This window comes from Flavobacterium arcticum (assembly GCF_003344925.1).
Taxonomy (GTDB): domain Bacteria; phylum Bacteroidota; class Bacteroidia; order Flavobacteriales; family Flavobacteriaceae; genus Flavobacterium; species Flavobacterium arcticum.
The window spans coordinates 19,257-45,139 of record NZ_CP031188.1 but is presented as its reverse complement, the minus strand read 5'-3'; the positions used below and the strand labels follow the sequence as shown (position 1 = coordinate 45,139).

Below are 25,883 nucleotides of genomic sequence, written 5' to 3'. Positions count from 1 at the left end.
ACTTTATTATTCTTCTAGTTTTGCGCTTAGCTCAAACCAGCGTTCTGTTTTATTCTCTATTTTATTTAAAACAACCTGTAGCTCTTCTGCTTTTTTTGCAATATTAGCATCGGCAATTTTACCTTCAGAAAATAAGGCTTCTATAGCTTCTTTTTCGCGCTCAAGATCTTTTATTTCTTTCTCTATTTTGTTGTATTCTTTTTGCTCGTTAAAGTTTAAGCCTGCTTTAGTATTATTTTGTTTCCAGCTTTTTTTGGCTGGAGCTTCTCCTGCGGGTTTTAATGTTTCTTTTGTAGGTTCGCTACTGTCTTCATAGGTGCGGAAATCGCTATAGTTTCCTGGGAAATCTTCGATAACACCTTCGCCTCTAAAAACAAATAAGTGATCTACAATTTTATCCATAAAATACCTGTCGTGGCTTACTACTAATAGACAGCCAGGATAATCGAGCAAGAAACTTTCTAATACATTAAGCGTTACAATATCAAGGTCGTTGGTAGGCTCATCGAGTATCAGGAAGTTTGGGTTTTGTATTAATACGGTACACAGGTAAAGACGTTTTAATTCGCCACCACTTAGTTTTTCTACAAAATCATATTGTTTTTTACGGTCAAAAAGAAAACGCTCTAATAATTGTCCTGCCGATATTATTTTTCCTTTTGCCAGAGGTATGTACTCACCATATTCTTTAATAATATCAATAACTTTTTGTTCGGGCTTCGGGTTAATGCCGCTTTGCGTGTAGTAGCCCATTTTAATAGTATCGCCTACTATAACTTTACCACCATCAGGCGGCATAGTTTGGGTCAATATGTTCAGGAAAGTCGATTTTCCTGTTCCGTTTTTACCAATAATACCGATACGTTCTCCTTTTTTAAAGTTGAAGCTAAAGTTATCGAGTATGGTTTTGTCTTTAAAGTTTTTAGATACGTTGTGTAGCTCTACAATTTTGCTACCCATACGTTCCATGTTTATTTCTAGCTCAATTTGATGATCTTTACGACGGCTATTGGCTTTTTCTTGGATTACATAAAAATCATCTTGCCTCGATTTTGACTTAGTAGTACGTGCTTTCGGCTGACGGCGCATCCAAGCAAGTTCTTTTACTAATAGGTTTTGTGCTTTGTCTATACTGGCATTCTCGGCTGCAATGCGTTCTTCTTTTTTAGTAAGATAATAAGAGTAGTTCCCTTTGTATTGATATAGTTTGCCGTTTTCTAGCTCTATAATTTCGTTACACACACGCTCTAGAAAGAAACGGTCGTGAGTAACCATAAATAGGGTCATGTTTTCTTTAGCAAAATAATTTTCGAGCCACTCTATCATCTCTAGGTCAAGGTGGTTGGTAGGCTCATCTAGTATTAGCAAGTCTGGCTTGTTAATCAGGATTATAGCAAGTGCTAAACGTTTTTTTTGCCCACCCGATAGACTTTTAACTTTTAGCTTTAAGTCATCTAGTTTTAACTTGGATAGTATTTGCTTGTATTGTGTCTCAAAATCCCAAGCATTGTGTATATCCATTCCTTCAAAAGCTTTTTGATACACTTCCTCATCTTCGGGGTTTTCTAACGCTTTTTCATATCGCTCAATAACTTTCAGTATTTCGTTATCTGAAGCAAAAATACTTTCTTCAATCGTAAGTTCAGGATCAAGATTAGGTTCTTGAGGTAAAAATGCCATCTTTATATCCTTACGAACTACTACTTGCCCTGTATCAGGCATATCTTCGCCTGTAATAATTTTTAAGATACTTGTTTTTCCTGTACCATTTTTGGCTACAAAGGCGACTTTTTGGTCTTTGTTGATGCCAAAAGAGATGTTCTCAAAAAGTGTACGTTCGCCAAATGATTTGGATATGTTTTCTACTGAAAGGTAATTCACTATGTTGCTTTTTTTGCAAAAATAGGCTATTTATAATTACTTACAATTATTATCTTAAAATGACAAAAAGTCACTATAAGTGACAAAAAGTCTTATTTCTGTCTTTGGAATAGAACTTGACTATTAGTAAAGCGTAAAACAATATTTCAATTTTAATTAAAAAATATAGCGAATATGAATGCAGTAAAAAGAAACAACAGTAATGTAAATGGTTTATTTCCATCTATTATGGATGAAATTTTTAAAGATTGGGCAGGGGGGACTCAAATGGTAAATAAAATTGTACCTCCTGTAAATATTAAAGAAACCGACAAAGCTTTTTCGGTAGCGCTTATGGCTCCTGGATTTAAGAAAGAAGATTTTACTATTGAAGTAGATAATGAATTATTAACAATTTCATCTGAACTTAAAAGTGAGAATACAGAGCAAGAAGAAGGTAAGTTTACCAGAAGAGAATTTAGTTATTCTTCATTTAAGCGAGCATTTACCTTACCAGAAAGTGTAAATACAGAGAATGTAAATGCAGCTTATACAGATGGTATTTTAACAATAATACTGCCTAAAAAAGAAGAAGCATTACCAAAAGCAAAAAGGTTAATAGATATTTTATAATGATGTTTTGAGTTGGTTAGTTGAAAAGCGTCCTATTTATAGGGCGCTTTTTTTGTTTTCTTTATATAGTTATTATCAAATAACCAAATTATATATCTTTGTGCAATGCAATTATCAGTAATAATTCTTAATTACAACGTTAGGTATTTTCTAGAACAGTGCGTACTTAGTGTACAGAAAGCGCTTGAGGGTATAGATGGTGAAATTATTGTTGTAGATAATAATTCACCCGACGACAGTTGTGCTATGATGGCACAACGTTTTCCTGATATAAAACTTATTGTTCAAAAAGAAAATGCAGGTTTCCCTATAGGGAATAATGTGGGTGTTGCAGAGGCGCAAGGTAAATATGTATGCATATTGAATCCTGATACAGTAGTAGGAGAAGATACATTTCATAAACTACTAGTGTTTGCGCCTACGCAAGAAGAATTAGGTATTACAGGAGTGAAAATGATAGATGGTACGGGTAACTTCTTGCCAGAGAGTAAACGTGGCACACCTACGCCTTGGGTAGCTGTTAGTAAAATAGCAGGGTTGTATAAGGTGTTTCCTAAATTTACATTATTTAATAGATACTATGCCCAGCACCTCGACGAGAATACTATAGGGCAAACTGATATATTAACAGGAGCTTTTATGTTTATGGATCGTGAGTTATATATTAAAGTAGGAGGGTTTGACGAAGATTATTTTATGTATGGCGAAGATGTAGATCTATCATATACTATACTGAAGGCAGGGAAGAAAAACATTTACTATCCCGAAACTTCAATACTACATTATAAAGGAGAAAGTACTGTTCGTGACGAAACATATATGAAGCGATTTAATGATGCAATGCAGGAGTTTTACCGTAAGCATTTTAAAAAATCAGCAGCTTTCGATTTATTCATGAAGGCGGGTGTGTCGTTTTTTGTTGTTGCGAAGAAAAATAAAAAAACAACAGTAATAGAGCCTGAGGAGTATTTGTTGTTTTCTAAAGAAGTGGTGTTAAAAGAACAGCTTGAAAAGACTACAGGTAAAAAAGTAACTCGTTTGGCTGAATATAAACAAACCATGTTATTTTCTGCTAAAAATTCGCATAAAAAAAGAATAGAGATTATCTTTGACAACGAACTTCTTTCGTTTGCCGAAATTATAGCAATAATGCAGCATCATAAACAGGACGGGTACACTTTTAAGATAAAACCCAGAGGATGTAGTTTTGTATTAGGTAGTAATAACAGTAACGGAAGAGGTAGTGTATTGGTCTTATAAAAATAGTTCTAGTATATTATGAATAATTATTAAGAGTGAAGTAATAAGTCGTTTTTTTTATTAATTTCGCAAACAGAAACATTAATTTTACCTTTAGGTTAACGATATGGCAAAATTTGAACTAAAATTACCCAAAATGGGTGAGAGTGTTGCAGAGGCAACTATTACAAATTGGTTAAAAAACGTGGGTGATACCATTGAAGCAGACGAAGCAGTTTTAGAAATTGCTACCGATAAGGTAGATTCTGAAGTGCCATCAGAAGTTTCAGGAGTTTTATCAGAAATACTTTTTCAAGTTGATGATGTTGTTCAGGTAGGGCAAACCATAGCCTTAATAGAAACCGAAGGCGATGTAGTTTCGGATGCAACAAATACAGCAGAGCCTGTAAGTGCTAGTGTTGCTGCTGTTGAACAATCAGTAGAGGTAGCTAAAGAAACGGTTAATACACCTGTTGATTTTTCTGATTCAGAAAAATTCTTTTCACCATTAGTGAAAAATATTGCTAAAGAAGAAGGTATTTCTCTTGCTGAGCTTGAAGCTATAAATGGTACAGGTAAAGACGGTAGAGTAACTAAGACGGATATATTAGATTATATTAAAAATAGAACAAGCCAGCCAGTAGCAGCTCCTGCTAAAGCAGTACAGCAACCTGTGGCAAAAAGTCAGCCAGTAGCGGCTAAAGCAGCTCCGGTATCAGTTAATGGTCAGGATGAGGTTGTAGAGATGGATCGTATGCGTAAGCTGATTTCGGGCTATATGGTACAGTCAGTACAAACATCGGCGCACGTACAGTCGTTTATAGAGGTAGATGTTACTAATATTGTAAACTGGAGAAATAAAGTAAAAAGCACTTTCGAAAAAAGAGAAGGCGAAAAGCTAACTTTTACCCCAATATTTATGGAAGCTGTAGCGCGTGCGCTTAAAGACTTCCCAGGGATGAACATATCTGTAGAGGGTGATTATATCATCAAAAAGAAAAATATAAACCTTGGTATGGCAGCAGCTTTACCAAATGGTAACCTTATTGTGCCTGTTATTAAAAATGCCGACCAGCTTAATATGGTAGGTATGGCAAAAGCAGTAAACGATTTAGGTAACCGTGCAAAAGCTGGTAAATTAAAACCAGACGATACACAAGGTGGTACATATACTGTTACTAACGTAGGTACGTTTGGTAGTGTGTTTGGTACACCAATTATCAATCAGCCACAAGTAGGTATTCTTGCGCTTGGTGCTATTAGAAAAGTGCCTGCGGTTATCGAAACTCCTGAGGGAGATTTTATCGGAATTCGTCAAAAAATGTTCCTTTCGCACAGTTATGATCATAGGGTTGTAGATGGTGCACTAGGAGGTTCATTCGTTAAGCGAGTAGCAGAATATCTCGAGGCTTTTGACCCAAATAGAGATATATAATAGTATTCTATTATAAATTTATAATAAAAGATCCTGTCAGAAATGGCAGGATTTTTTTATGGTTTAAATAGCCAAAATTTTACTGTAGATAGCGAGTTTTTTGAGTGTTATATATAGTTTTTTAAAAAGCAATATTCATTATTTTTTAACTTTTAAAGTGTTTGTTGTTAGGTTTTTATGTGTTTTGTGTATGTGATAAAATTATAATATAAAAAATATAATTTTATTGAAGAATAGTTATATATTTAACACTGTGTGTTTGTGGAGCTTTAGTTAAATTATTGATCTATAGCGATTTTTTTAATCTAGATGTTTTCCGAAATTCATAAACCAATAAAAAATAAAACCAATAAAAATTAATGATTTGTATGAAGAAAAATTTACTTAAAACATTAGTTCTAGTATCGGGGCTTTTGCTTTCAACAAATGGTTGGGCTCAGTTAGTGCCATCATACGTTGGAGATGCCTACTCTACGGGAGATGATTGTTATGTTATTACCCCAAACCTTCAGCAGCAGGCGGGTGCTTTGTGGTATGATAACCCAATAGATCTTAATGCTGATTTTGATATTGTATTTAATGGGTTTTTTGGTTCAAATGATGGAGGAGCAGACGGAATGAGTTTTGTATTAAAGACCACTTCTGATCCTATTATAGGAATTCCAGGAGGAGGTCTTGGTTATCAAGAATTACCAGAAACACCTTCTCTTGCAGTAGAATTTGATACCTATCAAAACTCAGGTGGAGTTATTAATGACCCGTATTATGATCATGTAGCTTTGCAAAAAAATGGGAATACAAACCATAACTCTCCTAATAGCCTTGTAAGTTATGTACAGGCATCTGCTACCTCTACAAATATTGAGAATAATATTGAGCATCAAGTTAAAATACAATGGCGTGCAGCTGAACAGACTTTTACGTTAGTTTTTGACTGTTCTGAACGATTTACGTATACGTCCGATTTGATAAATACAGTTTTTGAAGGAGCTTCTACTGTTTACTTTGGTTTTACAGGCTCTACAGGAGATGCAACAAATTTACAATCTATTTGTTTTGAATATCTTTCGTTTTTAGAGTCTTCATTGCAAGATGAAACCATATGTGCAGGAAGTTCAATTACAGATATTGATGGCACTTATGTAGGGGCGCTTAATTATCAATGGTCTCCTGCAACAGGGGTTAGTGATCCTGATATTCCTAATCCTGTTTTTACACCAAGTGTTACAACAACTTATACACTTACTACAACAGATAATTGCGGACAAACAATGGATCAGGATGTTACTATAACGGTAGTGCCTAATCCAGACGTTACTGTTGTTGCTGATGATTCATCTGTATGTAGCGGGGAGGATGCTGTTTTTAACTTTACTGGTACTCCAGGTAGTGAGGTAACATATACTCTTAATACTGGAGATGAGCAAACAATTCTTCTTGATGCTGCTGGTGTGGCTAGTTTATCGGTAGTAGCTTCGTCACAACAAGTATTACAACTTGTAAATGTAGCTCTTCTAGAAGCTCCGTTTTGTGAAGCTAATGTTACAGATAGTGTTACAGTTGATATTACGGCTGGCGATGCTTCTTTTTCTATGGATCCTGATTGCCAAGGGGCTACAGCTACAATAACAGGAGATGTGGGAGGTGTATTTACATTTAACCCCATACCTACGGATGGAGCTGTGATTGATATCGCTACAGGAACAATTTCTAATGGAGTTCAGGGTGCTACTTATTTTGTAGAATATTCTGTAAGTGGTAGTTGCTCAGCTAGTAGTATCGAGCAGGTGACTTTATTTCCTGCTGTAAGCTACAATGAGCCTTTAGCTTTATCAGTGTGTGAGAGCGATATTTTAGAATTTGATTTGAGTATGGCTATTGACCAGATTGAGGGAGGCAACACCGATTTAGTTATTACGTTTTATGAAACAGCAACCGAAGCAGGAACAGGTAGTACTATGGCACAGTTACCGTTGCTTTATGCTACAACAGATCAAGAAAGTGAACTGTGGGTGCGCATTGAAAATACTACAACTGGTTGTTATAGTGTGGTGGCTTTACCATTAGGAATAAAACCACTACCAGTGCTTGTTCAGGTTAATGATATAGAGGCTTGTGATGACGATAATGATGGCTTTGCAATTTTTGATTTAACTACCGTAGCAAGCCAAGTTGCAGGCAGTCCAGATGTTGTGCTTACCTATGCTTATGAGAATAATGGAGTGTTTACTACTATTATTTCTCCTGAAGCTTTTCAAAATACAACAGCCGATGTTCAAACTATACAGGTTACTGGAGAGAATAGTTTAGGGTGTAGTTCTTCTGTAAGTTTTAATATTATTGTCAATAAATGTTTTATTCAAAGAGGTATTTCTCCTAATAGTGATGGTATGAATGATTCTTTCGATCTTACGGGATATAATGTAAAAGAATTGTCTGTATTTAATCGTTACGGTGTAAAGGTTTATACAGCTTCAAATTATACCAATCAATGGCATGGGCAGTCTGATAATGGTAATGAACTACCAACAGGCACCTATTTTTATAGCATTAATGTTGCTAATGAAAACCAAATGTCTGGACAACAAAAAACAGGATGGATCTATGTAAATAGAGAAATTAATTAAAGAAGTATATACCGTTTTTTTTAACTAAAAGTCTGTCTGTCAATTTATATATTTGTTTTATATGAAATTGATAAGCAGACTTTTCTTTTATTCTTTTCTTGCACTAACAGGTATCGTGTTATTTGTTACAAGTACTAGTATGGGTAAAAGTAAAACATTAGTAAAAAATTCTATTCAAGATCAATTTTCCGAAATAGACTTTGAAGCATTGACTATTATTAATAAAATGGTATATGCTGATACGACTAATTTTATGCATCAAAAAATTTATCCCTGCGCACGTTGCTTTTTGCGTCCCGAAGCAGCCGAAGCGTTAGCTGAAGCAAATCAAATAGCTAAAACAGAAAATTTAAAACTAGTTATTTACGATTGTTATCGCCCTTATCAGTTTCAGTATAAAATGTATGAGATAGTAAATAATCCGCGCTATGTTGCCAAACCAGATAAAGGATCTAATCATAATAGAGGACTGGCAGTAGATGTTGCATTGGCAGACCAAGAAGGTAATTTGTTAGATATGGGGAATGAATTTGATGATTTCTCAAAATTATCACATTATGCTGCGATTGATATTACAGAAGAAGGGAAAAAAAATAGAGGGGTACTGCGAAAGATTATGACAAAGGCAGGCTTTATACCCTATGATAATGAATGGTGGCATTTCGATTATGTGAAGAAGCAATATCCTGTGGCTAATTTTGTATGGGAGTGTGATGAATAGGGTGTTTTTAGTTTGTAAATAGAACGATAATAAATTCTTGATACTGTTTCTTTTTAAAATATACTAAGGCTATATTTGTAATTATACAATATTTAGATATGGAACTTAAACTACACAGACCCATTTGTTTTTTTGATCTTGAAACGACGGGAACTGATATTAGCAAAGATAAAATTGTTGAAATATCGATACTAAAAGTATATCCTAATGGGAATAAAGAGAGTAGGACATGGCTAGTAAACCCTGAACGACCTATACCACCCGAAACGATAGCTTTTCATGGTGTTACTGACGAAAAAGTAGCTAATGAGCCTACATTTAAAGAGCTTTCGAGTCAAATATATGCTATGATGAAAGATTCTGACTTAGGAGGGTATAATTCTGATAGGTTTGATATTCCGTTATTAGCAGAGGAGTTGTTGCGTGCTGGTGTTGATTTTGATATGAAAAATCGTGTATCGGTAGATGTGCAAACTATTTTTCATAAAAAAGAAGAACGAACTCTTAGTGCAGCATATAAGTTTTATTGCGGTCAAATATTAGAAAATGCACATAGTGCAGAGGTTGATACTAATGCTACCTACGAAATATTGAAATCGCAATTAGATCATTATGATGATTTACCAAATGATATAAAAACACTTTCAGAATATACTACTCGTAAAGTAACGGTAGATTTTGCAGGCTTTATAGTGCTTGATAAAGATGGTAATGAGGTGTTTGGTTTTGGTAAAAATAAAGGTGTTAAGGTAGAAACAATTTTAGAGCAAGAGCCAGGTTATTATGGTTGGATGCAAAATGCTGATTTCCCATTATATACTAAAAAAGTACTAACAGCAATTAAACTGCGAAAATTAAATAATAAATTAGCATAAACGAATTCAAGCGTTAAGAATGAAGATTATTTGTATAGGTAGAAATTATGCTGATCATATTAGCGAACTACAAAACGAAAAACCAGATGAGCCTGTTATTTTCATGAAGCCAGATACAGCTATAGTGCTAAAAAAGTTTCCGTTTGTAATACCTGAGTTTAGTAATGATGTGCACCATGAAGTAGAGGTGCTTGTAAAGATTAATAAAGTAGGAAAGTATATAGATGCTAAGTTTGCTCATAAATATTATGATGAAATAGGGCTTGGTATTGATTTTACAGCACGCGACCTTCAGGTGAAGCTAAAAGAGAAAGGGTTACCTTGGGAAAAAGCAAAAGCTTTTGACGGATCGGCTGTAATAAGTGAGTTTATTAGTAAAGCAGAACTGGGAGATGTAAACAATCTTAATTTTGAATTAACTAATAATGATAGTGTGGTGCAAAAAGGAAACACACAGCAAATGCTCTGGAAAATAGATGAGTTAATTGCTTATGTTTCGCAATATTTTACGCTAAAAAAAGGCGATATTATATTTACAGGTACACCAAAAGGTGTAGCTAGAGTTAACCATAACGATGTGTTAGAAGGATATTTAGAAGGGAGAAAATTATTTAGTATACACGTAAAATAATGGCATTAAATTATAATTTATCGAAAGTATATGCGATTTCTGACAATGATTTAGACTTCGCTAGGCAAATAGTGATTCTTTTTACCGAAGAAGTTCCTGTTGAGATACGAAATATGAAAGAAGGATTGAATGAAAAAGATCATAAAAAAGTGTATTATGCCGCTCATAAGATAAAACCTACACTAGACTTATTAGGAATGGATATTGCCTACAATGATGTGTTAACAATAGAAGAATGGACTAGAGTAGAGGGCAAGAAAAAAGAAATAAAAGAGGTGGTTAAAAGTCTTAAGGATTATGTAAACCTCACATTAAAAGAACTTAAAAAAGATTTTAATCTTTAATTGTTATATGAAAGCAGCCATTGTAACGGTAGGCGATGAAATACTTATAGGGCAAATTACCGATACCAATTCGGGTTATATAGCTAAAGCATTAGACAAAATAGGGATAGCCGTACACGAAATGCTCTCTATAAGCGATGAGCAGCAACATATACTCAGCACACTTTCTGCATTGCAAAATAATGTTGATATTGTAATTATTACAGGAGGACTAGGACCAACGAAAGATGATATTACAAAACACACACTTTGCGAATATTTTGATGACGAATTAGTAGTTAATCAAGACGTACTTATACATGTAGAAACACTTATAAAACAGGTTTTACAACGCACAGCTTCGCAAATGAATAAAGACCAAGCTCTTGTTCCGTCGCGCAGTACTGTATTGTTTAATAGTGTTGGTACAGCGCCAGGTATGTGGATGGAGAAAGAAGGAACTGTTTTTATATCGCTTCCTGGAGTACCTTATGAGATGAAAGATATAATAGTAAAAGAGGTGTTACCAAGGCTTATAACTAAGTATAAGCGTCCTTATATACTACACAAAACAATACTTACTTACGGGGAAGGAGAAAGCATAATAGCCGAGCGGATAGAGGATTGGGAAAACAACTTGCCCGAATTTATAAGACTAGCCTATTTGCCAAGTCCAGGTAGGGTACGTTTACGTCTTAGCGCTAGAGGACTTGATGAAGTTATTTTGCGCGATGGTATTGTTGCTGAAACAGAGAAATTAAAAACCCTTATAGATGATATTATAGTAGGGTATGAAGAAGATGAAACACTAGAAGTTGTAGTAGGAAAACTACTTATGCAGCAACAAAAAACAATTGCAGTAGCTGAAAGTTGTACAGGTGGTAAACTAGCACAAATGCTTACAGCTACTGCGGGAGCTTCTAATTATTTTAAAGGAGGGGTGGTTACTTACTCTATAGAAAGTAAGGTTAATTTATTAGGAATTGAAGAAGCTTTTATAAAAAAGCATAATGTAGTTAGTGCTCAGGTTGCCGAAGCTATGGCGGCAAAAGCAAAGGCTATTTTTGGTACTGATTATGCATTGGCAACAACAGGTAATGCAGGACCAACGAAAGAAGAAGGTAGTGCTGATGTAGGGACTGTTTTTATAGGTTTAGCAACTCCTAAAGGCGTTTTTAGTGAGGAACTTAAACTAGGACAACCACGTGAAAAAGTTATAGACAGAGCATCGAACAAAGCGTTAGAAAAAATTTACAAAGAATTTTTGAAAAACTAACTGATTATGTTTGTGTAATAGATTTATTTTTTCTTTCTTTGCACCCTGATTTTGAATAACGATATAAAAGCGAAATATAATGTCAAGAGTTTGTGCCCTTACAGGTAAAAGAGCGATGGTAGGAAACAATGTTTCTCACGCAATGAACAAGACTAAGAGAAAGTTTAGTGTAAACTTAATGAAGAAGCGTTTTTATCTTCCTGAAGAAGACAGGTGGATAACTCTTAGGGTGGCTGCTTCTACTATCAAAACAATTAACAAAAAAGGTATTACTTCAGTTTTAAAAGAAGCTAAAGAAAAAGGATTTATCAAGTAATCTGTACCAACTAATATATTAGAAAAAAATGGCAAAGAAAGGTAATAGAATCCAGGTTATTTTAGAGTGTACCGAGCATAAAGCTTCTGGTGTAGCTGGAACTTCTAGGTATATAACTACCAAAAACAAAAAAAATACTCCAGATAGACTAGAGATTAAAAAGTTTAATCCTGTTTTGAAGAGAGTAACTGTTCATAAAGAAATAAAATAATAGAGTCATGGCAAAGAAAACCGTAGCAACCTTACAAACATCTTCAAAAAGACTTACCAAAGCTATCAAAATGGTAAAATCACCTAAATCTGGTGCTTATACTTTCGTTGAAAGCGTTATGGCTCCTGAAGAAGTGGATACTTTTCTTAAGAAGAAATAATAATCCTTATCATATATAGAAAAGCTACTTTCCGTTAAGGAAAGTAGCTTTTTTATTTTCTATCTTTACGGTCGGAATAAATAGACTATTTATATTATGAGTTTCTTTAAAAAAATATTTTCTTCAGAAAAAAAAGAAACCCTTGATAAGGGGCTTGAAAAAACAAAAACTTCTTTCTTTTCTAAACTTTCTAAGGCTGTAGCAGGGAAATCTAAAGTAGATGATGAGGTATTAGATAACCTTGAAGAGGTTTTAGTATCATCTGACGTAGGTGTAAATACTACACTTAAAGTTATAGGACGCATTGAAGAGCGCGTATCTCGTGATAAATATTTGGGTACAGATGAACTGAATCAAATATTAAGAGAAGAAATTGCTGCATTGCTATCTGAAACTAATTCGGGTAATGCAACCGATTTTGAAATCCCGAAAGATAAAAAACCATATGTACTTATGGTGGTTGGTGTAAATGGTGTTGGTAAAACAACTACTATTGGTAAACTTGCCTATCAGTTTAAAAAAGCAGGACACAATGTAGTATTAGGTGCAGCCGATACTTTTAGGGCTGCTGCTATAGATCAACTGCAAGTATGGGCAGATAGAGTAGGAGTACCTATTGTAAAACAACAAATGGGTAGTGACCCTGCATCTGTGGCATTTGATACATTAGAGTCTGCTGTTACACAAAATGCAGATGTTGTTATTATTGATACAGCAGGTCGACTACATAATAAGGTAAACTTAATGAATGAGCTTACCAAAGTAAAAAGGGTAATGCAAAAAGTAATAGGCGATGCTCCGCACGATGTATTATTAGTACTAGATGGTTCTACAGGACAAAATGCCTTTGAACAAGCTAAGCAATTTACTGCTGCAACAGAGGTTACCTCGCTTGCTGTTACTAAACTTGATGGTACAGCTAAAGGTGGTGTTGTAATAGGTATTTCAGATCAGTTTCAAATTCCTGTAAAGTATATTGGTATTGGCGAAGGTATAGAGGATTTACAGGTGTTTAATAAACATGAATTTGTAGATTCTTTCTTTAAATAAATCACTAATCAATAAATTAATTTATGAAATTTGTTACTTTTCTTGCAGTATTATTAACTGCATTTTCAATGTATGCCCAAAATGAAAATCAACAACAAGGTTACTACATTACTAATGATGGACAACGTGTTGATGGCTATTTTAAAACAACAGATTTTTATGATACCGAATCTTTAGGATTTAAAGAACAAAGTACAGGAGAGTCATTTTCGGCTATTGATGTTAATGACATTTCTGAATATGGTATAGGTAAAGAGTTTAAGTTTATAAAGAAAATATTTGAAATAGACAATTCTGAAACAAATTTTAAGAGACTAAGTAGTATCTCAGAACCAGATTGGGTTGAGACTACTGGTTTCTTAAATGTAATTTTAGAAGGAGAGGTTTCGTTATACTCTTATAGTAATAGTAAAGGAACAAAGTTTTTTTATAGCACCCCTTCAAAAGATATTCAGCAATTATTATACAAACGTTATCGCCCTTCGGAAGCTATTGTTGCTGAGAATAACCTTTATTTACAACAGCTTTTAAATAATGTTAGATGTGAAAACGAAGATCGCAGCTTTTTTGCAACTATAAGTTATGGAAAGAAAGATCTTATACGAGTTTTTAAAAAGTATAATGAGTGTAACGGTAATTTATATACTGTTTATAACAACAGTACGAGTAAAGGATCTAAAATTAATTTTACAGTATTTGCTGCGGCTAATTATTATAGTTTTGGGATTAAAGGTTCAGGCTCAGATTCTGAAGTTGAAAACGTTATTGCACCAACTTTAGGTCTTGAAGTTGCTCTAGTTTTACCTTCGGAAAAGTGGGAATTTTTCGGAAAAGTTGAATTTGAGAGCCTTTCTGCTAAAACAAAAGCTGTTTATGATCGTGGATTTGGTGGTTTTACTGTTGAAAACTATGATATTGATATGCAGGCTATTAATTTACAGTTTGGACTGAGATATAATGCTATAGTTAAAGGTTATAATAAGTTTTTTATAGATGGTGCTTTGGGAGTAACAAAGCCATTTGGAGATTTGAATATAGAAACTATTTCATCTACAACTGATGGAAGTGCCTCTACTACCCAGTTAAGAAAACGTGAATTAGGGTCTAGCTTTTGTGGTAATATAGGCGTTGGCTATATGTATAAAAATAAATTTGGAGCAGCGATACGATATGAAACTGCTAGAAATCTGTTTTCTAATGGAGGAATGTTAACTACTGATATTAGTAGAATAGGTCTTAATCTAAGGTATACTTTAAATTAAGAATAAAAATATAATATATATGGTTAAACAAAGCCCCTTCTTAAAGAAGGGGCTTTGTTATTAATTAATAACAAAGTTTATTTTTACCCATAGTTCTTCATCAAAATCAGAAACTGCGAAATTTTCATCATCAGCGGTATTACCCATACGGATTATAACCATTTTTTTAGAAGGGATAACATAAATTTTTTGGTCATTTTTACCAAGAGCCATATACATATCGGCAGAACCTGAAGGTATAATGCTGCCTTGAAATTCAAACTGTGTTTGTGGCAAGTGGTAGCTTTGCTCTCCGTTTATCCACCACAGGTAACCGTATGACTTATTAATACTTTGTGACGGAGTAATAGCATTATTAAAATAGTTACTATTTATTATTTGTTGCTCTTTCCATTTACCATTATTAAGCGCCAGTAGCCCAAAACGTGCCATACTTCGTGTAGTGCTCCAGTAAACATTAAGATCGCCAGTTGGTATCCATGCCCCCGTCATTCCTGTTGGGCTTTTTAGTTTATTGTTAAAGTAGTCATTCCAGCTTTGCGCTGTAGCTTCGGCAACAATATCTTGCAACTTTACATATACATTATGGTATGCCCATCGTGTTCCTGCATCGGCTACATATTGTAAATTGGCAGGTGATACATTATCTCCTAATGCATCATCAAGCCCCGATGTCATAGTGAGCAAGTGTTTAGATGTTATAAGATTTTCTTTTTCAACGGGTGCATTCGTCCATCCTATGCCTAAATAATCACTCACTTTACTATCTATATCGAGGTAACCTTCTTGTTCGGCTATACCAGTTAGTGCTGTAGTAAGTGTTTTACCAGCACTTGCCCAATACCAAGGAGTAGTAGCAGTATGTCCGTCAAAATATTCTTCCATTACTATGCGTCCGTTTACTAATATCATAAACGATTTAGAATTTTTTGTTTCTAAAAAAGTAACTAATTCGCTTTTTGCACTTTCGTTCCATCCTAGCTCGGCAGATGATTTTGTTTCCCAAATATCAGTATTATTATCGGGAAAATACATAGTCTCCGTTTCTTCTGCTATAGGTGGAGTATCATTGTTATCAGAATTACAAGATATTATAAAAAGAGTACTAAATGCTAATAGAATATTTCTCATTTATATTTTATTTGTTTGACTATAAATGTATTGAATAGTTTAATAGATATTCATTCTATTTTTAATTTTAAGCCATTTTATTTTCAGTAAATTTGTAGCTACCAAAAAATAATAGAGGAATGAAGAAGTGTATATTACTTTTATTGGCAATAATAACTATTTCATGTGGTAATAATATTGCAGATGAAGACTTAGTATATTTAAACGGATATTGGGAAATAGAAGTAGCTATAATGCCCGATGGTATTGAGAAAGAATATAAAGTAAATCCTATAATTGATTATTTTGAACTTAAAGATAATAAAGGAATTCGTAAAAAAGTGATGCCGCAGTTTGATGGTACATATCGTGTAAATGATACTTCGGAGGAAATGGCGATAACTAAAGAAGATAATAAAACTTATATTAGCTATACTACTGATTTTTCTAAATGGAAAGAACAAATACTTGAAATTGATGAGGAACATCTTGTATTAAAGAATGAACAGGATATAGAATATCACTATAAAAAACCACAACCTTTTAGTATTAAATAATGGCAAAACGATTAAATGACAATAACTCAATAGGCGATGTGCTGAAAGAGTTTATAGGAGCTAATAGATTACAGCCAGGTATTGATAAAATAGAGGTACGCGATGCATGGAAAAACCTTATGGGGAATGGTGTAAATAATTATACTAGCGAAATAATGCTAAAAAATGGCACACTATATGTCGCACTTACATCGGCAGTGTTGCGTGAAGAGCTGAGTTATGGTAAGGAAAAGATTGTAAAAATGATTAATGAAGATTTAGGTCGCGAAGTAGTCAAAGAAGTAATATTACGATAAACAAAAATGCCGCTATATAGCGGCATTTTTTATATAAAAAGAGTGTTTCTTTTATTAGAATTGCTCTCTACCTGCAAAATGGAATGCACCTTCTATAGCTGCATTTTCATCGCTATCAGATCCGTGAACAGCGTTTTCACCTATTGACGTAGCATATTTTTTACGGATAGTACCTTCTGCAGCTTCTGCTGGGTTAGTAGCACCAATTAAAGTTCTGAAATCTTCGATAGCGTTATCTTTTTCAAGAATAGCAGCTACGATAGGACCTCTAGACATAAACTCTACAAGCTCACCATAAAATGGTCTTTCGCTGTGTACAGCATAAAACTCTTTAGCATCAGCTACTGTAAGTTGTGTTAATTTAAGAGAAACGATTCTGAAACCTGCTTCAGTTATCATTGATAAAATACCACCGATGTGTCCGTTTGCAACAGCATCTGGCTTAATCATTGTAAATGTTCTGTTTGTTGCCATGATTTTTTTTAATTTGCTGCAAAAATAGTAGTTTTTAAATTAATAACTTTAATTAATTATTAATGTTTCTATTTTTTTATTGCTTCTATAACTAAAGTACAATTATCGAGAATTCTTGTTCAAGTGGTTTTAAGTCTTTTAATAACTTTTCAAATAACTGTTCTTTATGGTCAAGATAAAATTCAGAAAAATTTGTTTTCCGTTCCTGAAGGCTTTGCGACGGGAAAAGCTCATTTTGCAAAATAGCAATACGCTCTAACTCATCTGCATGATTGTGTTTCTCTGCTTTTAATAATCGTTTTTCAAGATTTTCAAGACCTTTTAGTTGCTTAGTTTCCTGAGCTTTTACTGCCCCTATAAAAGAAGCATCTGTTTTTACAGCTATAGCTCTCAGCTTTTTAAACTGCTCATTCAAAAACATTTTTTGCTCTGTAAAGTCTAATTGAAATTCTGAGAAAACATGAATTTTATTATTCATGAGTTCTTGCTGTTTCAAGAAAATATCAGCCCAGCTAAGGTTGAGCTTGTCTAGCTTTTTAGCTTGTTTTTGCGTGGCTAGCAATACAGAGTTACGCAATAATAATATAGGGAACGTTACATTTGAAGCTTCAAAAAAAGTTTTGAGTTCTAACCAATAGGCAATTTCGCCACCACCACCTATGTAGCAAAGATTAGGCAATATAACCTCTTGATATAGTGGGCGCATAATAACGTTAGGGCTAAATTTTTCGGGATGCTTGTCTAGTGTTGCGAGTAATTCATTTTCGGTAAACTGTAGTTCAGTATTGTTAATGTGGTATATACCATCTTGCAAAATAATGCGCTCCCGAAGGTTATCTTCTATATAAAATAAGTTTATTTCTCTTGGGTTTACCTGTATATTATATTTGCTAAGACTTTCAGTCGTTTCGGCTACTTTAGCGTGCGACGTTTGGTGGAGTAACTCTTCTTTTATGTGAGGTGTAAAAAGTTGTTTTAAATTGGCATTATCAGCGTCCATAATTACCATACCTTCATTGCCAAATAATTCATTTGCTAAGTATCGCGTAGCATGGGCAAGATTATCGTGATTAATATAGGCAGCCTCAAAAAGTGATTTTAATGTTTCGGCATTATTACCTGCACCAAGCTCTTTACTAAAAAAATTTAATACCGCATCAAGACCTTCGGTAGAAAGCCTACCTACAGGACCAGTACTTTCACGACACCATTTTATTTTTTTATCCTTAAAATTAAAGTAGTTTATTTCTTCAAAATCATGATCTTCTGTAGCCATCCAGTAGATGGGTACAAAGTTATGGTTAGGGTAAGCAACTTTTAATTCTTTACAAAGATTGATTGTTGATACTATTTTATAAAGAAAATAAAGAGGACCTGTAAAAAGGTTTAGCTGATGTCCTGTAGTAATGGTAAATGTAGTGTTTTCTTTTAGTAACTGTATGTTATGCAGTGTAGAAGCAGAGGTCTCAATATTTTGATATTGCTCTGATAAAGTATTTACTAATACATCACGAAATTCAGAAGAGTAACTTTGTTGTTTTTCTTCAAGCTGCGCTTTAAAGTTTTGGAGCGTAGGGAAACGATGGTATAGCGATTTCAGGTTTTTCTTTTGATTAAGATAATCTACAATTAGTGGTGTGAAATATCCTGAATTTTGATAGCTTATACAGTCTGATGGCATTGAATGGTTATTTTCCTGTAAAATTACGGAAAAATTTTAAGTAGAATTCTTAATGCTTTGTTATGATGTAAAACTATTCTGTTTTTAGAAACGTACAAATTTTATTGTACAAACTATCATCATGCATACTGTGCTTAAGTCCGTTTGTTACTAAAAATTCTGCGCTCTCCCATGCTTTTGCAATTTTTTCGCCCTCAGTAAAATCAACTACTTCATCTTCTGTATCATGAACAAGTAGTCCCTGTATTTTTATACTCGCAGCAAACTTACTTCCAGAAAAATCTTCGGGGTTTATTTTAAAGTGTTCTGTAAAGTGATTTTTAAGTAACATCGAAACATTATTATTAAGGCTTAGTAAACCTCTATAATTTGTAAGTAATGTGTTAAGGTCACTTGGCGCACCTAGTACTACCATTTTTTTGATAAAATTACTTTGGTAATGCGACTGGTAGTATAATGATGTTGCACCACCTATAGAGTGCCCTACCATATAGTCTGGTTGTACTCTATTAACTATTATATCTATAAACTCGGCATATTGCGGAATATTAAATTCTTGTCCAGATGAAAGCCCATGTGCAGGTGCATCGAGGGCAATAATAGTATAATTTTCTTTTTTGAGATAAGGGATAAACAGTTCCCATCGTGAGGCATTGCTTTCCCAGCCATGTACTAGTAGTATTTTTTTACTACCTCCCAGCCATGTGTATGTTTGGAAAATAAATTCGTTGTGCGTAACCATTTCGGCTTCGGCTTCCTGTAAAATTTTTGGTAATTGTGCTTGTGTAAGCCTTCCTTCGCGTGGCTCACTAAAAAATTTATAGGCAAGCTTTTTTGCCTTGTTAGGCGAAATGTAGCTTACTATATTAATATATAGCCCTATTGTTTTTGTAAGTATGTAGGTGAAAATTTTTGACATAATAGCAAAAAAAAGCCCCCGTTTTGGCGGGGGCTTCACGTATTATATTTTAGCAAATAATTGCTCCATTTTTTCTTTTTCTTCGTCAGCTAGTGCGCTATCGACTAATATTCTTCCGCTATGCTCATCAGTAATGATCTTTTTGCGAGAAGCTATTTCCATTTGCGTTTGTGGCGGTATAGTAAAGAAAGAACCTGCCGAAGCTCCTCTTTCTATAGATACTACCGCAAGACCGTTTCTCACACTACCTCTTATTCTTTTATAAGCTGCCATAAGTCTTGGCTCGATACCTGCTTCATATTCAGCAGATTTTTGTGTTAAGAAAGTTTCTTCTTTTTCAGTTTCAGACATAATAGCGTCTAATTCTGATTTTTTATGCTGTAAGTGATTTTTCTTAGCTTCAAGTCTTTCGCTAGATTGCCCTATAACTTCTTTCTTGTGCTCTATAGTAGCTTTCATTTCTTTAATGTGCTTTTCAGCAAGCTCTATTTCAAGCTCTTGAAATTCAACTTCTTTTGTAAGCGAGTTGAACTCACGGTTGTTACGCACATTTTTTTGCTGCTCTGTATATTTCTTTATAGCAGCTTTGTGGTCATCAATACCGTTCTTCTTTTCTTTAATCTGATCTTCGATAGATTCAAGGTCGGTTTTCAGTTTATCAAGCCTTGTAGTAAGTCCTGCTACTTCATCTTCTAAATCTTCCACTTCAAGCGGAAGTTCGCCTCTCACATTTCTTATCTCGTCTATTCTTGAATCAATTAACTGTAAATCATAAAGTGCTCTTAGCTTCTCTTCAACACTTAACTCCTTGGTATTCGCCATATTTATAAGTACTTAACTGGATTTGTATTTTCTTGCGATAAAATAATTGCAAAATTAATGATTTTTTTCGTAAGATAATCAAGTATGTAATGTTTTGTGAGGTATTTAAGTGAAATGTTTATAGTTGCTTTTTATATATTTACACTAGATAATAATTAAAATACTATATAATGTATCTTAATGTACAGCTTGAAAAAGCTCAAACTGAAATAAACAAAGGTTTAAAGCAAAGGGCTATCAACAGGCTCAAAAATGTTCTTAATACCTACCCAGATGCTACCGAAGCAAGAGAGGTGCTAGCATTACTATATTATGAAAGTGGATTTTTAGATATGGCAGGACTGTATTGGGTATTAACAGAACCTACTCATGACTATATAAGGAAAAGTGTTAAAGTGTATCAAGAATCAGTAAATAATTCTCCTATTCAAATATTAAACGATTTAAAATATCGAGGAGATAAATCAGGACTTCCAGAATATGCTCGTAAACGACTTTTGAGTATAGAGAATGAGGTTAAAAGTATGGGGCACTCTGTTCGGTATAAACCTAAAAAATATAAAGAACTTGATAATATTAATTACAAAGAAACTTTCAAGGAAAAATTGATAACTAAACTACTTATTGGGATATTCTTTTTATGTATATTATTTTTTATTACAGGTATAGTCACAGCTATATCATGGATTATAAGCCTTTTTTAAATTAGAAATACTTTACAGGATTAGTGTTTTTTTCAGTTGATATAACATTAATGTTTTTAATTCGAGTTTTAAGATAATCAACTATATAATCTTTTGTGTAACGTTCGCTTTCAAAATGCCCAATATCAGCTAATAATAATTTATTTTCTGCTTCATAAAAATTATGATACTTTAAATCGGCAGTAAGATAGGCATCGGCTCCTGCTACTATGGCATTTTTTATAGCAAAACTTCCTGAGCCGCCTAGTACAGCAACTTTTTTTATTGGTTTACCTGTATATGCACTATGCCGGATGCCGCCTGTTTGCATTTTATCTTTTACAAATAGTAAGAACTCTTCTTCGTTTATTTCAGTTTCCAGTTCTCCTATCATGCCTAAACCTATATTTTGATGACTATTTTCTAAACTGTATACCTCATAGGCTACTTCTTCATAAACATGATTGTTAAATAATGCTTTCAGGATTTTACTTTCAAGATGTTTTTCGAAAGTTACCTCAAGTTTTATTTCGCTTTCTTCCATAAAATCGCCTGCTATACCTATAGTTGGGTTACTATCGTTAGTACCTTGATAAGTACCTAACCCTTGCGAACTATAACTGCAATTTTCATAATTACCTATGTTTCCTGCTCCTGCATTAAATAATGCATTGCGAAGTTTTACAGCATTCTCTGGTGTGGTAAATGTTACTAGTTTACGAATAAAGTTTTCTTTAGGTATTAGTGTTTTTGTATTAGTCAAGCCTAAAGCGTTACAAAATATTTTGTTTACACCTTGTTTGTGGTTGTCTAATGCTGTGTGTACTGCATATATAGCAATGTCATTTTTAATAGCTTTTATTACAGCGCGTTCTACATAGTTTTTGCCTGTAATTTTTTTTAACCCCGAAAACAGTATCGGGTGAAAGCAAACTACTATGTTGCAGTTTTTGGCAATAGCTTCGTCAATTACACGCTCTAAAGCATCGTGACATACTAATACTCCTGTGGTTTCATCATCAGGATTCCCAGTAAGCAAACCTACATTGTCAAAATCTTCGGCATAGGCTAGTGGAGCCATTTCTTCTAGTATATCGAGTATTGCTTTAATTTTCATGAACTTTTTATTTTAAATCAAATATAGTTATAACTCGTTATAGCCCAAAATAAAACAAGTATACAAAAGCAACGTTGTTTGTGATTTTTATTTAGATTTTTAAAAAAAAACACTTATGTTTGCTACAAACTTAACATTAACATAGTCATTTTATGAAAAAAGTATTATTATTTGGTTTATCCATCGCAGCATTAACATTTGTATCATGTAGTGATGATGATGGAGATAGCTCATCAACATCAGCATCTATTGAAGGAAAATGGTATATTTCTAAAGAGGGAGTTTCAGTTAACGGACAGGAAGTTCTTCAAGATTATGATGATCATGAGCCTGGATGTGAGAAAGATTACGTAGAGTTTTTAGCAAACGGGGATTACAAATATGTTGATTTCTATAATTCTGACTGTGATTCTTATGTAGAGGAAACTACTTGGACTAAAAGCGGAAATTCAATCAACACAGGTGATGGAGAAGATGGAACTATTGTTATACTTACAGCTTCTACTCTAAAAATAACTTACGCTGAAACATTTGAGGGACAGACTGTTAATTATGTAGATGTGTTTACAAGAGAATAAGCAATTTTTGCTTTTTAAATCTAAAAGTGCCCTATTGGGGCACTTTTTTTTATTCTATTATCTATGATATATAACTAAGCAGTACATTTGTGTTTATGAAAAACCTACGACTATTACTATTGCCTTTTAGCTTACTATATTGGTTTATAGTGAGTATTAGGAATTTATTTTATGATATAGCGATTTTTAAATCCTATACATTTAATAAACCTATAATAGTTATTGGTAATCTTAGTACGGGTGGTACGGGTAAATCGCCCCAAACAGAGTATCTTATCCGCCTGTTGAATAATGTATATAGAGTAGCTACACTGAGTCGTGGCTATAAAAGAAAATCTAAAGGATTTGTATTGGCAGATGAAAAAGCTAATGCAGATATATTAGGTGATGAGCCGTACCAGTTTTACAAAAAATTACAGCAAGCTACTATTGCTGTAGATGCTGACAGAAAAAATGGTATCGAAAATTTATTAGCATTATCATCAAAGCCACAAATAATATTACTTGATGATGCTTACCAACACCGCCGTGTAAAAGCAGGATTTTATATATTACTTACTGCCTATGGCGATCTCTACGCAGATGATTTTGTACTACCTGCTGGTAACTTGCGCGAAAGTAGGAGTGGTGCTAAGCGAGCTAACATTATTATAGTTACCAAATGTCCGTCTAACTTATCGCTACAGGAGCAGGAGCGTATTAGAAAGAAGTTACGACTACAATCAGGACAAAAAGTCTATTTTTCCTATATCGCTTATGATGATAAAGTGTATAATACTACTACTGCTGTTGCTTTAGAAACGCTTAGAAACACTAATAAAATTATTGTAGCAGGTATAGCCAAACCCCAACCATTTTTCGAGCATGTAAAGCAAGATGATGATGTTTGCCTTACGTACCCAGATCATCATTATTTTACAGAAACAGAACTAAAGGAGTTAGAAACAATTTCAAGAAATAAAATTATAATAACTACCGAAAAAGATTATATGCGCCTTGCAGGAAAACTGCCTGAAGACAGGTTGTTTTACCTGCCTATAATGACTACCTTTATAAATGAAGGCGATAATTTTGATAAAACTATTTTAGATTATGTGGGAAAAAGTACAACAAACCGTTGATTATATAAATAATATAATAGGTTTTAAACCTGAATATGGTGTAATACTTGGTTCAGGACTTGGAGGTTTTGCTAATGATATAGAGGTGCAATTTTCATTATCCTATAGCGATATACCTAATTTTCCTGTTTCTACTGTAGAAGGGCATAAAGGAGTATTACTGTTTGGTACTATCGGTACTAAAAAGGTAGTAGCTATGCAGGGGCGTTTTCATTATTATGAAGGATACAATATGCAAGAGGTTACGTTTCCTGTAAGAGTAATGAAACATTTAGGGGTTGAAAAATTAATAGTTTCTAATGCTTCGGGAGGTGTAAATCCATCTTATAAAGTGGGTGATATTGTACTGATATACGACCACATTAATATGATGCCAGAACACCCATTACGTGGTAAAAACGATGAGCGGTTTGGTCCTCGGTTTCTTAATATGAGTGAGCCTTACAACCGAGATATGATAGCTAAAGCCAAAGAAATAGCACGTAATTTTGAGATAGAGGTGAAAGATGGCGTATACCTAAGTTTACAAGGCCCTACATTCGAAACATTATCTGAGTACCGTATGGTAAAAGCTTTGGGTGGCGATTGTGTGGGGATGTCTACCGTACCCGAAGTTATTGTGGCACGACACATGGATATGAAATGTTTTGGAGTTTCTGTAATTACCGATATGGGCAATGAAGAGGCTATTGAAGCGGTGAATCATCAAGAAGTTTTACAGGCTGCTCAAAAAGCAGAACCGAAAGTGCGTAAACTAATAAAAGAATTTATAGCAACCGCTTAATCAATACTTGCAGTTGCTTCTTGTTTTTTTATAGTATTGATATCTTTTTCTATATAGGTTATTAAGTCTATTATTCGAGATGAATAACCAATTTCGTTATCATACCAGCCTACTACTTTTACCATTTTATCGATAACCGAAGTTAATAAAGCATCAAACAGGCAAGAATTAGTATTACCTATTATATCTACCGATACTATTGGGTCTTCGGTATAGGCAAGTATGCCTTTCATTTCATTATTGGCAGCAGCTTTAAAAGCAGCATTTATTTCTTCAATACTCACTTCGCGTTTTACATAGCAGGTAATATCGGTAAGCGAACCATCTGGTACTGGAACACGAATACCACCACCACCTATTTTTCCGTCAAATTCAGGAAATATTTTGGTTAATGCTTTAGCAGCTCCTGTAGTTGTTGGTACTATAGATTGCGATGCACCACGCGCCCTGCGTAAATCTTTATGCGGCTGGTCATGCAAACTTTGGTCAGTAGTGTAGGAGTGTACCGTAGTGATATAGGCTTGCTCAATACCACATAACTCATTAATGATTTTCATCATTGGGGCAGCATTATTAGTGGTACAACTCGCGTTAGATATTATCGTTTCATTCCCATCTAGTATATGTTCATTTACACCTAGTACAACTGTTTTTATACGGTCGTCTTCAGGTGGTGCAGAAAGAATAACTTTTTTAGCTCCCGATGTAATATGTTGCTCTGCTTCTTCAAGAGTTTTAAATTTTCCTGTCGACTCTATTACAATATCAACATTGAATTCATTCCAATTGATATCCGCTATATTTCTATGCCTTATGTAAGAATAGCTTTTACCATCTATTATAATACTGTTCTCGGTATGCGAAACCTCAAATGGAAGTACGCCGTGTATGCTGTCATATTTTATCAGATGCGCCATAGTGGGAGCATCAGCAATATCGTTAATAACGGCAACCTCTATTGCAGGGTGATTTATTAAAAGTCTAAAAAGGTTACGACCTATACGACCGAAACCGTTAATAGCAATTCTTGTCTTTTTCATATCAGTAATAAAGCTGTTTTTTATTCTGAGTACTATGTAACTTTAACGAAATGAAGAATCTAATATGATAAAATCATAAAAA

Annotated in this window: 28 protein-coding genes; 20 read left to right on the top strand and 8 right to left on the bottom strand. The window is 34.0% G+C overall.

The genetic code is table 11. The features are described 5' to 3' along the window. Nucleotides 1-6 precede the first annotated feature (6 nt). Nucleotides 7-1,881: an ABC-F family ATP-binding cassette domain-containing protein gene (locus tag DVK85_RS00245; protein ID WP_114676509.1), complete on the bottom strand. Its 1,875-nt coding sequence runs from the start codon at nt 1,879-1,881 to the stop codon at nt 7-9. A 174-nt stretch (nt 1,882-2,055) separates the two neighbouring features. On the opposite strand from DVK85_RS00245, the gene DVK85_RS00240 reads away from it, so the two are divergent. The 14 genes from DVK85_RS00240 to DVK85_RS00175 all read left to right on the top strand — a co-directional run bounded on the left by DVK85_RS00240 (nt 2,056) and on the right by DVK85_RS00175 (nt 14,619). After that, nucleotides 2,056-2,493 (top strand): Hsp20/alpha crystallin family protein, encoded by a 438-nt coding sequence (locus DVK85_RS00240; RefSeq protein ID WP_114676508.1) that lies wholly within the window; start codon nt 2,056-2,058, stop codon nt 2,491-2,493. A 105-nt stretch (nt 2,494-2,598) separates the two neighbouring features. Further along, nucleotides 2,599-3,753, top strand: a complete 1,155-nt coding sequence (locus DVK85_RS00235; protein ID WP_114676507.1) for a glycosyltransferase family 2 protein — start codon at nt 2,599-2,601, stop codon at nt 3,751-3,753. 106 nt (nt 3,754-3,859) lie between these two features. Further along, nucleotides 3,860-5,167 (top strand): dihydrolipoamide acetyltransferase family protein, encoded by a 1,308-nt coding sequence (locus DVK85_RS00230; protein ID WP_114676506.1) that lies wholly within the window; start codon nt 3,860-3,862, stop codon nt 5,165-5,167. A 368-nt stretch (nt 5,168-5,535) separates the two neighbouring features. Beyond that, on the top strand, nt 5,536-7,794 hold the full coding sequence (locus tag DVK85_RS00225) for a lectin-like domain-containing protein (RefSeq protein WP_162845311.1): 2,259 nt from the start codon (nt 5,536-5,538) through the stop codon (nt 7,792-7,794). Between the two features lie 61 nt (nt 7,795-7,855). Further along, on the top strand, nt 7,856-8,515 hold the full coding sequence (locus DVK85_RS00220; RefSeq protein WP_114676504.1) for a M15 family metallopeptidase: 660 nt from the start codon (nt 7,856-7,858) through the stop codon (nt 8,513-8,515). Nucleotides 8,516-8,613: 98 nt separating this feature from the next. Beyond that, nucleotides 8,614-9,390 carry a 3'-5' exonuclease gene (locus DVK85_RS00215; protein ID WP_114676503.1) on the top strand — a complete coding sequence of 259 codons (777 nt, stop codon included), beginning with the start codon at nt 8,614-8,616 and terminating at the stop codon, nt 9,388-9,390. Between the two features lie 19 nt (nt 9,391-9,409). Further along, on the top strand, nt 9,410-10,021 hold the full coding sequence (locus tag DVK85_RS00210) for a fumarylacetoacetate hydrolase family protein (protein WP_114676502.1): 612 nt from the start codon (nt 9,410-9,412) through the stop codon (nt 10,019-10,021). Between the two features lie 71 nt (nt 10,022-10,092). Next, on the top strand, nt 10,093-10,365 hold the full coding sequence (locus DVK85_RS00205) for a histidine kinase (protein WP_317048244.1): 273 nt from the start codon (nt 10,093-10,095) through the stop codon (nt 10,363-10,365). A gap of 7 nt (nt 10,366-10,372) precedes the next feature. Beyond that, a complete protein-coding gene (locus tag DVK85_RS00200) occupies nt 10,373-11,620 on the top strand; it encodes a CinA family nicotinamide mononucleotide deamidase-related protein (RefSeq protein WP_114676500.1) in 1,248 nt (415 codons plus the stop codon). Nucleotides 11,621-11,699: 79 nt separating this feature from the next. Continuing rightward, on the top strand, nt 11,700-11,936 hold the full coding sequence (rpmB, locus tag DVK85_RS00195; RefSeq protein WP_114676499.1) for a 50S ribosomal protein L28: 237 nt from the start codon (nt 11,700-11,702) through the stop codon (nt 11,934-11,936). A 28-nt stretch (nt 11,937-11,964) separates the two neighbouring features. Continuing rightward, nucleotides 11,965-12,147: a 50S ribosomal protein L33 gene (gene rpmG / locus DVK85_RS00190; protein WP_011963553.1), complete on the top strand. Its 183-nt coding sequence runs from the start codon at nt 11,965-11,967 to the stop codon at nt 12,145-12,147. Between the two features lie 7 nt (nt 12,148-12,154). Continuing rightward, nucleotides 12,155-12,307, top strand: coding sequence for a DUF4295 domain-containing protein (locus DVK85_RS00185; protein WP_114676498.1), 153 nt, complete (start codon nt 12,155-12,157; stop codon nt 12,305-12,307). A gap of 96 nt (nt 12,308-12,403) precedes the next feature. Further along, nucleotides 12,404-13,357, top strand: a complete 954-nt coding sequence (gene ftsY, locus DVK85_RS00180; RefSeq protein ID WP_114676497.1) for a signal recognition particle-docking protein FtsY — start codon at nt 12,404-12,406, stop codon at nt 13,355-13,357. A 23-nt stretch (nt 13,358-13,380) separates the two neighbouring features. Further along, complete coding sequence (locus tag DVK85_RS00175; protein WP_114676496.1) at nt 13,381-14,619, top strand: hypothetical protein; 1,239 nt, start codon at nt 13,381-13,383, stop codon at nt 14,617-14,619. 60 nt (nt 14,620-14,679) lie between these two features. On the opposite strand, the gene DVK85_RS00170 is transcribed toward DVK85_RS00175, so the two are convergent. Continuing rightward, nucleotides 14,680-15,750 carry a serine hydrolase domain-containing protein gene (locus DVK85_RS00170; RefSeq protein WP_114676495.1) on the bottom strand — a complete coding sequence of 357 codons (1,071 nt, stop codon included), beginning with the start codon at nt 15,748-15,750 and terminating at the stop codon, nt 14,680-14,682. A gap of 119 nt (nt 15,751-15,869) precedes the next feature. Between DVK85_RS00170 and DVK85_RS00165 the strand changes: the two genes are divergently transcribed. Together DVK85_RS00165 and DVK85_RS00160 are read left to right on the top strand one after the other, a co-directional pair. After that, entirely contained in the window at nt 15,870-16,286 is a 417-nt protein-coding gene (locus DVK85_RS00165) for a lipocalin family protein (RefSeq protein ID WP_114676494.1), read from the top strand. Further along, nucleotides 16,286-16,582: a DUF721 domain-containing protein gene (locus DVK85_RS00160; protein ID WP_114676493.1), complete on the top strand. Its 297-nt coding sequence runs from the start codon at nt 16,286-16,288 to the stop codon at nt 16,580-16,582. The genes DVK85_RS00165 and DVK85_RS00160 overlap by 1 nt, the downstream gene beginning before the upstream one ends. A gap of 54 nt (nt 16,583-16,636) precedes the next feature. On the opposite strand, the gene DVK85_RS00155 is transcribed toward DVK85_RS00160, so the two are convergent. The 4 genes from DVK85_RS00155 to DVK85_RS00140 all read right to left on the bottom strand — a co-directional run bounded on the left by DVK85_RS00155 (nt 16,637) and on the right by DVK85_RS00140 (nt 20,478). Beyond that, nucleotides 16,637-17,056 (bottom strand): nucleoside-diphosphate kinase, encoded by a 420-nt coding sequence (locus DVK85_RS00155; protein ID WP_114676492.1) that lies wholly within the window; start codon nt 17,054-17,056, stop codon nt 16,637-16,639. A 91-nt stretch (nt 17,057-17,147) separates the two neighbouring features. After that, nucleotides 17,148-18,737, bottom strand: coding sequence for a bacillithiol biosynthesis cysteine-adding enzyme BshC (gene bshC / locus DVK85_RS00150; RefSeq protein ID WP_114676491.1), 1,590 nt, complete (start codon nt 18,735-18,737; stop codon nt 17,148-17,150). A 73-nt stretch (nt 18,738-18,810) separates the two neighbouring features. Beyond that, nucleotides 18,811-19,656, bottom strand: coding sequence for an alpha/beta hydrolase (locus tag DVK85_RS00145; RefSeq protein ID WP_114676490.1), 846 nt, complete (start codon nt 19,654-19,656; stop codon nt 18,811-18,813). A 42-nt stretch (nt 19,657-19,698) separates the two neighbouring features. Beyond that, nucleotides 19,699-20,478 carry a zinc ribbon domain-containing protein gene (locus tag DVK85_RS00140; protein WP_114676489.1) on the bottom strand — a complete coding sequence of 260 codons (780 nt, stop codon included), beginning with the start codon at nt 20,476-20,478 and terminating at the stop codon, nt 19,699-19,701. Between the two features lie 170 nt (nt 20,479-20,648). Between DVK85_RS00140 and DVK85_RS00135 the strand changes: the two genes are divergently transcribed. Next, nucleotides 20,649-21,182 (top strand): DUF6584 family protein, encoded by a 534-nt coding sequence (locus DVK85_RS00135; RefSeq protein WP_114676488.1) that lies wholly within the window; start codon nt 20,649-20,651, stop codon nt 21,180-21,182. A gap of 1 nt (nt 21,183) precedes the next feature. On the opposite strand, the gene DVK85_RS00130 is transcribed toward DVK85_RS00135, so the two are convergent. Then, entirely contained in the window at nt 21,184-22,278 is a 1,095-nt protein-coding gene (locus DVK85_RS00130) for a Nif3-like dinuclear metal center hexameric protein (RefSeq protein ID WP_114676487.1), read from the bottom strand. 152 nt (nt 22,279-22,430) lie between these two features. On the opposite strand from DVK85_RS00130, the gene DVK85_RS00125 reads away from it, so the two are divergent. The 3 genes from DVK85_RS00125 (at nt 22,431) to DVK85_RS00115 (ending at nt 24,761) form a co-directional block, all read left to right on the top strand. Further along, nucleotides 22,431-22,856, top strand: coding sequence for a lipocalin family protein (locus DVK85_RS00125; RefSeq protein WP_114676486.1), 426 nt, complete (start codon nt 22,431-22,433; stop codon nt 22,854-22,856). Nucleotides 22,857-22,951: 95 nt separating this feature from the next. After that, the gene (gene lpxK, locus DVK85_RS00120; protein WP_114676485.1) at nt 22,952-23,977 is read left to right on the top strand and encodes a tetraacyldisaccharide 4'-kinase; all 1,026 of its coding nucleotides are present in this window, start codon (nt 22,952-22,954) and stop codon (nt 23,975-23,977) included. Then, nucleotides 23,949-24,761 (top strand): purine-nucleoside phosphorylase, encoded by an 813-nt coding sequence (locus DVK85_RS00115; protein ID WP_114676484.1) that lies wholly within the window; start codon nt 23,949-23,951, stop codon nt 24,759-24,761. Before lpxK ends, DVK85_RS00115 begins: the two co-directional genes overlap by 29 nt. On the opposite strand, the gene gap is transcribed toward DVK85_RS00115, so the two are convergent. After that, a complete protein-coding gene (gene gap / locus DVK85_RS00110; protein WP_114676483.1) occupies nt 24,758-25,801 on the bottom strand; it encodes a type I glyceraldehyde-3-phosphate dehydrogenase in 1,044 nt (347 codons plus the stop codon). The two genes, DVK85_RS00115 and gap, sit on opposite strands and share 4 nt — an antisense overlap. Between the last annotated feature and the right edge of the window lie 82 nt (nt 25,802-25,883).

Bases quoted from the DNA above. Each gene is read 5' to 3' on its own strand.
- DVK85_RS00240 (WP_114676508.1), top strand. From the start codon at position 2,056: ATGAATGCAGTAAAAAGAAACAACAGTAATGTAAATGGTTTATTTCCA.
- DVK85_RS00235 (WP_114676507.1), top strand. From the start codon at position 2,599: ATGCAATTATCAGTAATAATTCTTAATTACAACGTTAGGTATTTTCTA.
- DVK85_RS00230 (WP_114676506.1), top strand. From the start codon at position 3,860: ATGGCAAAATTTGAACTAAAATTACCCAAAATGGGTGAGAGTGTTGCA.
- DVK85_RS00225 (WP_162845311.1), top strand. From the start codon at position 5,536: ATGAAGAAAAATTTACTTAAAACATTAGTTCTAGTATCGGGGCTTTTG.
- DVK85_RS00220 (WP_114676504.1), top strand. From the start codon at position 7,856: ATGAAATTGATAAGCAGACTTTTCTTTTATTCTTTTCTTGCACTAACA.
- DVK85_RS00215 (WP_114676503.1), top strand. From the start codon at position 8,614: ATGGAACTTAAACTACACAGACCCATTTGTTTTTTTGATCTTGAAACG.
- DVK85_RS00210 (WP_114676502.1), top strand. From the start codon at position 9,410: ATGAAGATTATTTGTATAGGTAGAAATTATGCTGATCATATTAGCGAA.
- DVK85_RS00200 (WP_114676500.1), top strand. From the start codon at position 10,373: ATGAAAGCAGCCATTGTAACGGTAGGCGATGAAATACTTATAGGGCAA.
- rpmB (WP_114676499.1), top strand. From the start codon at position 11,700: ATGTCAAGAGTTTGTGCCCTTACAGGTAAAAGAGCGATGGTAGGAAAC.
- rpmG (WP_011963553.1), top strand. From the start codon at position 11,965: ATGGCAAAGAAAGGTAATAGAATCCAGGTTATTTTAGAGTGTACCGAG.
- DVK85_RS00185 (WP_114676498.1), top strand. From the start codon at position 12,155: ATGGCAAAGAAAACCGTAGCAACCTTACAAACATCTTCAAAAAGACTT.
- ftsY (WP_114676497.1), top strand. From the start codon at position 12,404: ATGAGTTTCTTTAAAAAAATATTTTCTTCAGAAAAAAAAGAAACCCTT.
- DVK85_RS00175 (WP_114676496.1), top strand. From the start codon at position 13,381: ATGAAATTTGTTACTTTTCTTGCAGTATTATTAACTGCATTTTCAATG.
- DVK85_RS00170 (WP_114676495.1), bottom strand. From the start codon at position 15,750: ATGAGAAATATTCTATTAGCATTTAGTACTCTTTTTATAATATCTTGT.
- DVK85_RS00165 (WP_114676494.1), top strand. From the start codon at position 15,870: ATGAAGAAGTGTATATTACTTTTATTGGCAATAATAACTATTTCATGT.
- DVK85_RS00160 (WP_114676493.1), top strand. From the start codon at position 16,286: ATGGCAAAACGATTAAATGACAATAACTCAATAGGCGATGTGCTGAAA.
- DVK85_RS00155 (WP_114676492.1), bottom strand. From the start codon at position 17,056: ATGGCAACAAACAGAACATTTACAATGATTAAGCCAGATGCTGTTGCA.
- bshC (WP_114676491.1), bottom strand. From the start codon at position 18,737: ATGCCATCAGACTGTATAAGCTATCAAAATTCAGGATATTTCACACCA.
- DVK85_RS00145 (WP_114676490.1), bottom strand. From the start codon at position 19,656: ATGTCAAAAATTTTCACCTACATACTTACAAAAACAATAGGGCTATAT.
- DVK85_RS00140 (WP_114676489.1), bottom strand. From the start codon at position 20,478: ATGGCGAATACCAAGGAGTTAAGTGTTGAAGAGAAGCTAAGAGCACTT.
- DVK85_RS00135 (WP_114676488.1), top strand. From the start codon at position 20,649: ATGTATCTTAATGTACAGCTTGAAAAAGCTCAAACTGAAATAAACAAA.
- DVK85_RS00130 (WP_114676487.1), bottom strand. From the start codon at position 22,278: ATGAAAATTAAAGCAATACTCGATATACTAGAAGAAATGGCTCCACTA.
- DVK85_RS00125 (WP_114676486.1), top strand. From the start codon at position 22,431: ATGAAAAAAGTATTATTATTTGGTTTATCCATCGCAGCATTAACATTT.
- lpxK (WP_114676485.1), top strand. From the start codon at position 22,952: ATGAAAAACCTACGACTATTACTATTGCCTTTTAGCTTACTATATTGG.
- DVK85_RS00115 (WP_114676484.1), top strand. From the start codon at position 23,949: ATGTGGGAAAAAGTACAACAAACCGTTGATTATATAAATAATATAATA.
- gap (WP_114676483.1), bottom strand. From the start codon at position 25,801: ATGAAAAAGACAAGAATTGCTATTAACGGTTTCGGTCGTATAGGTCGT.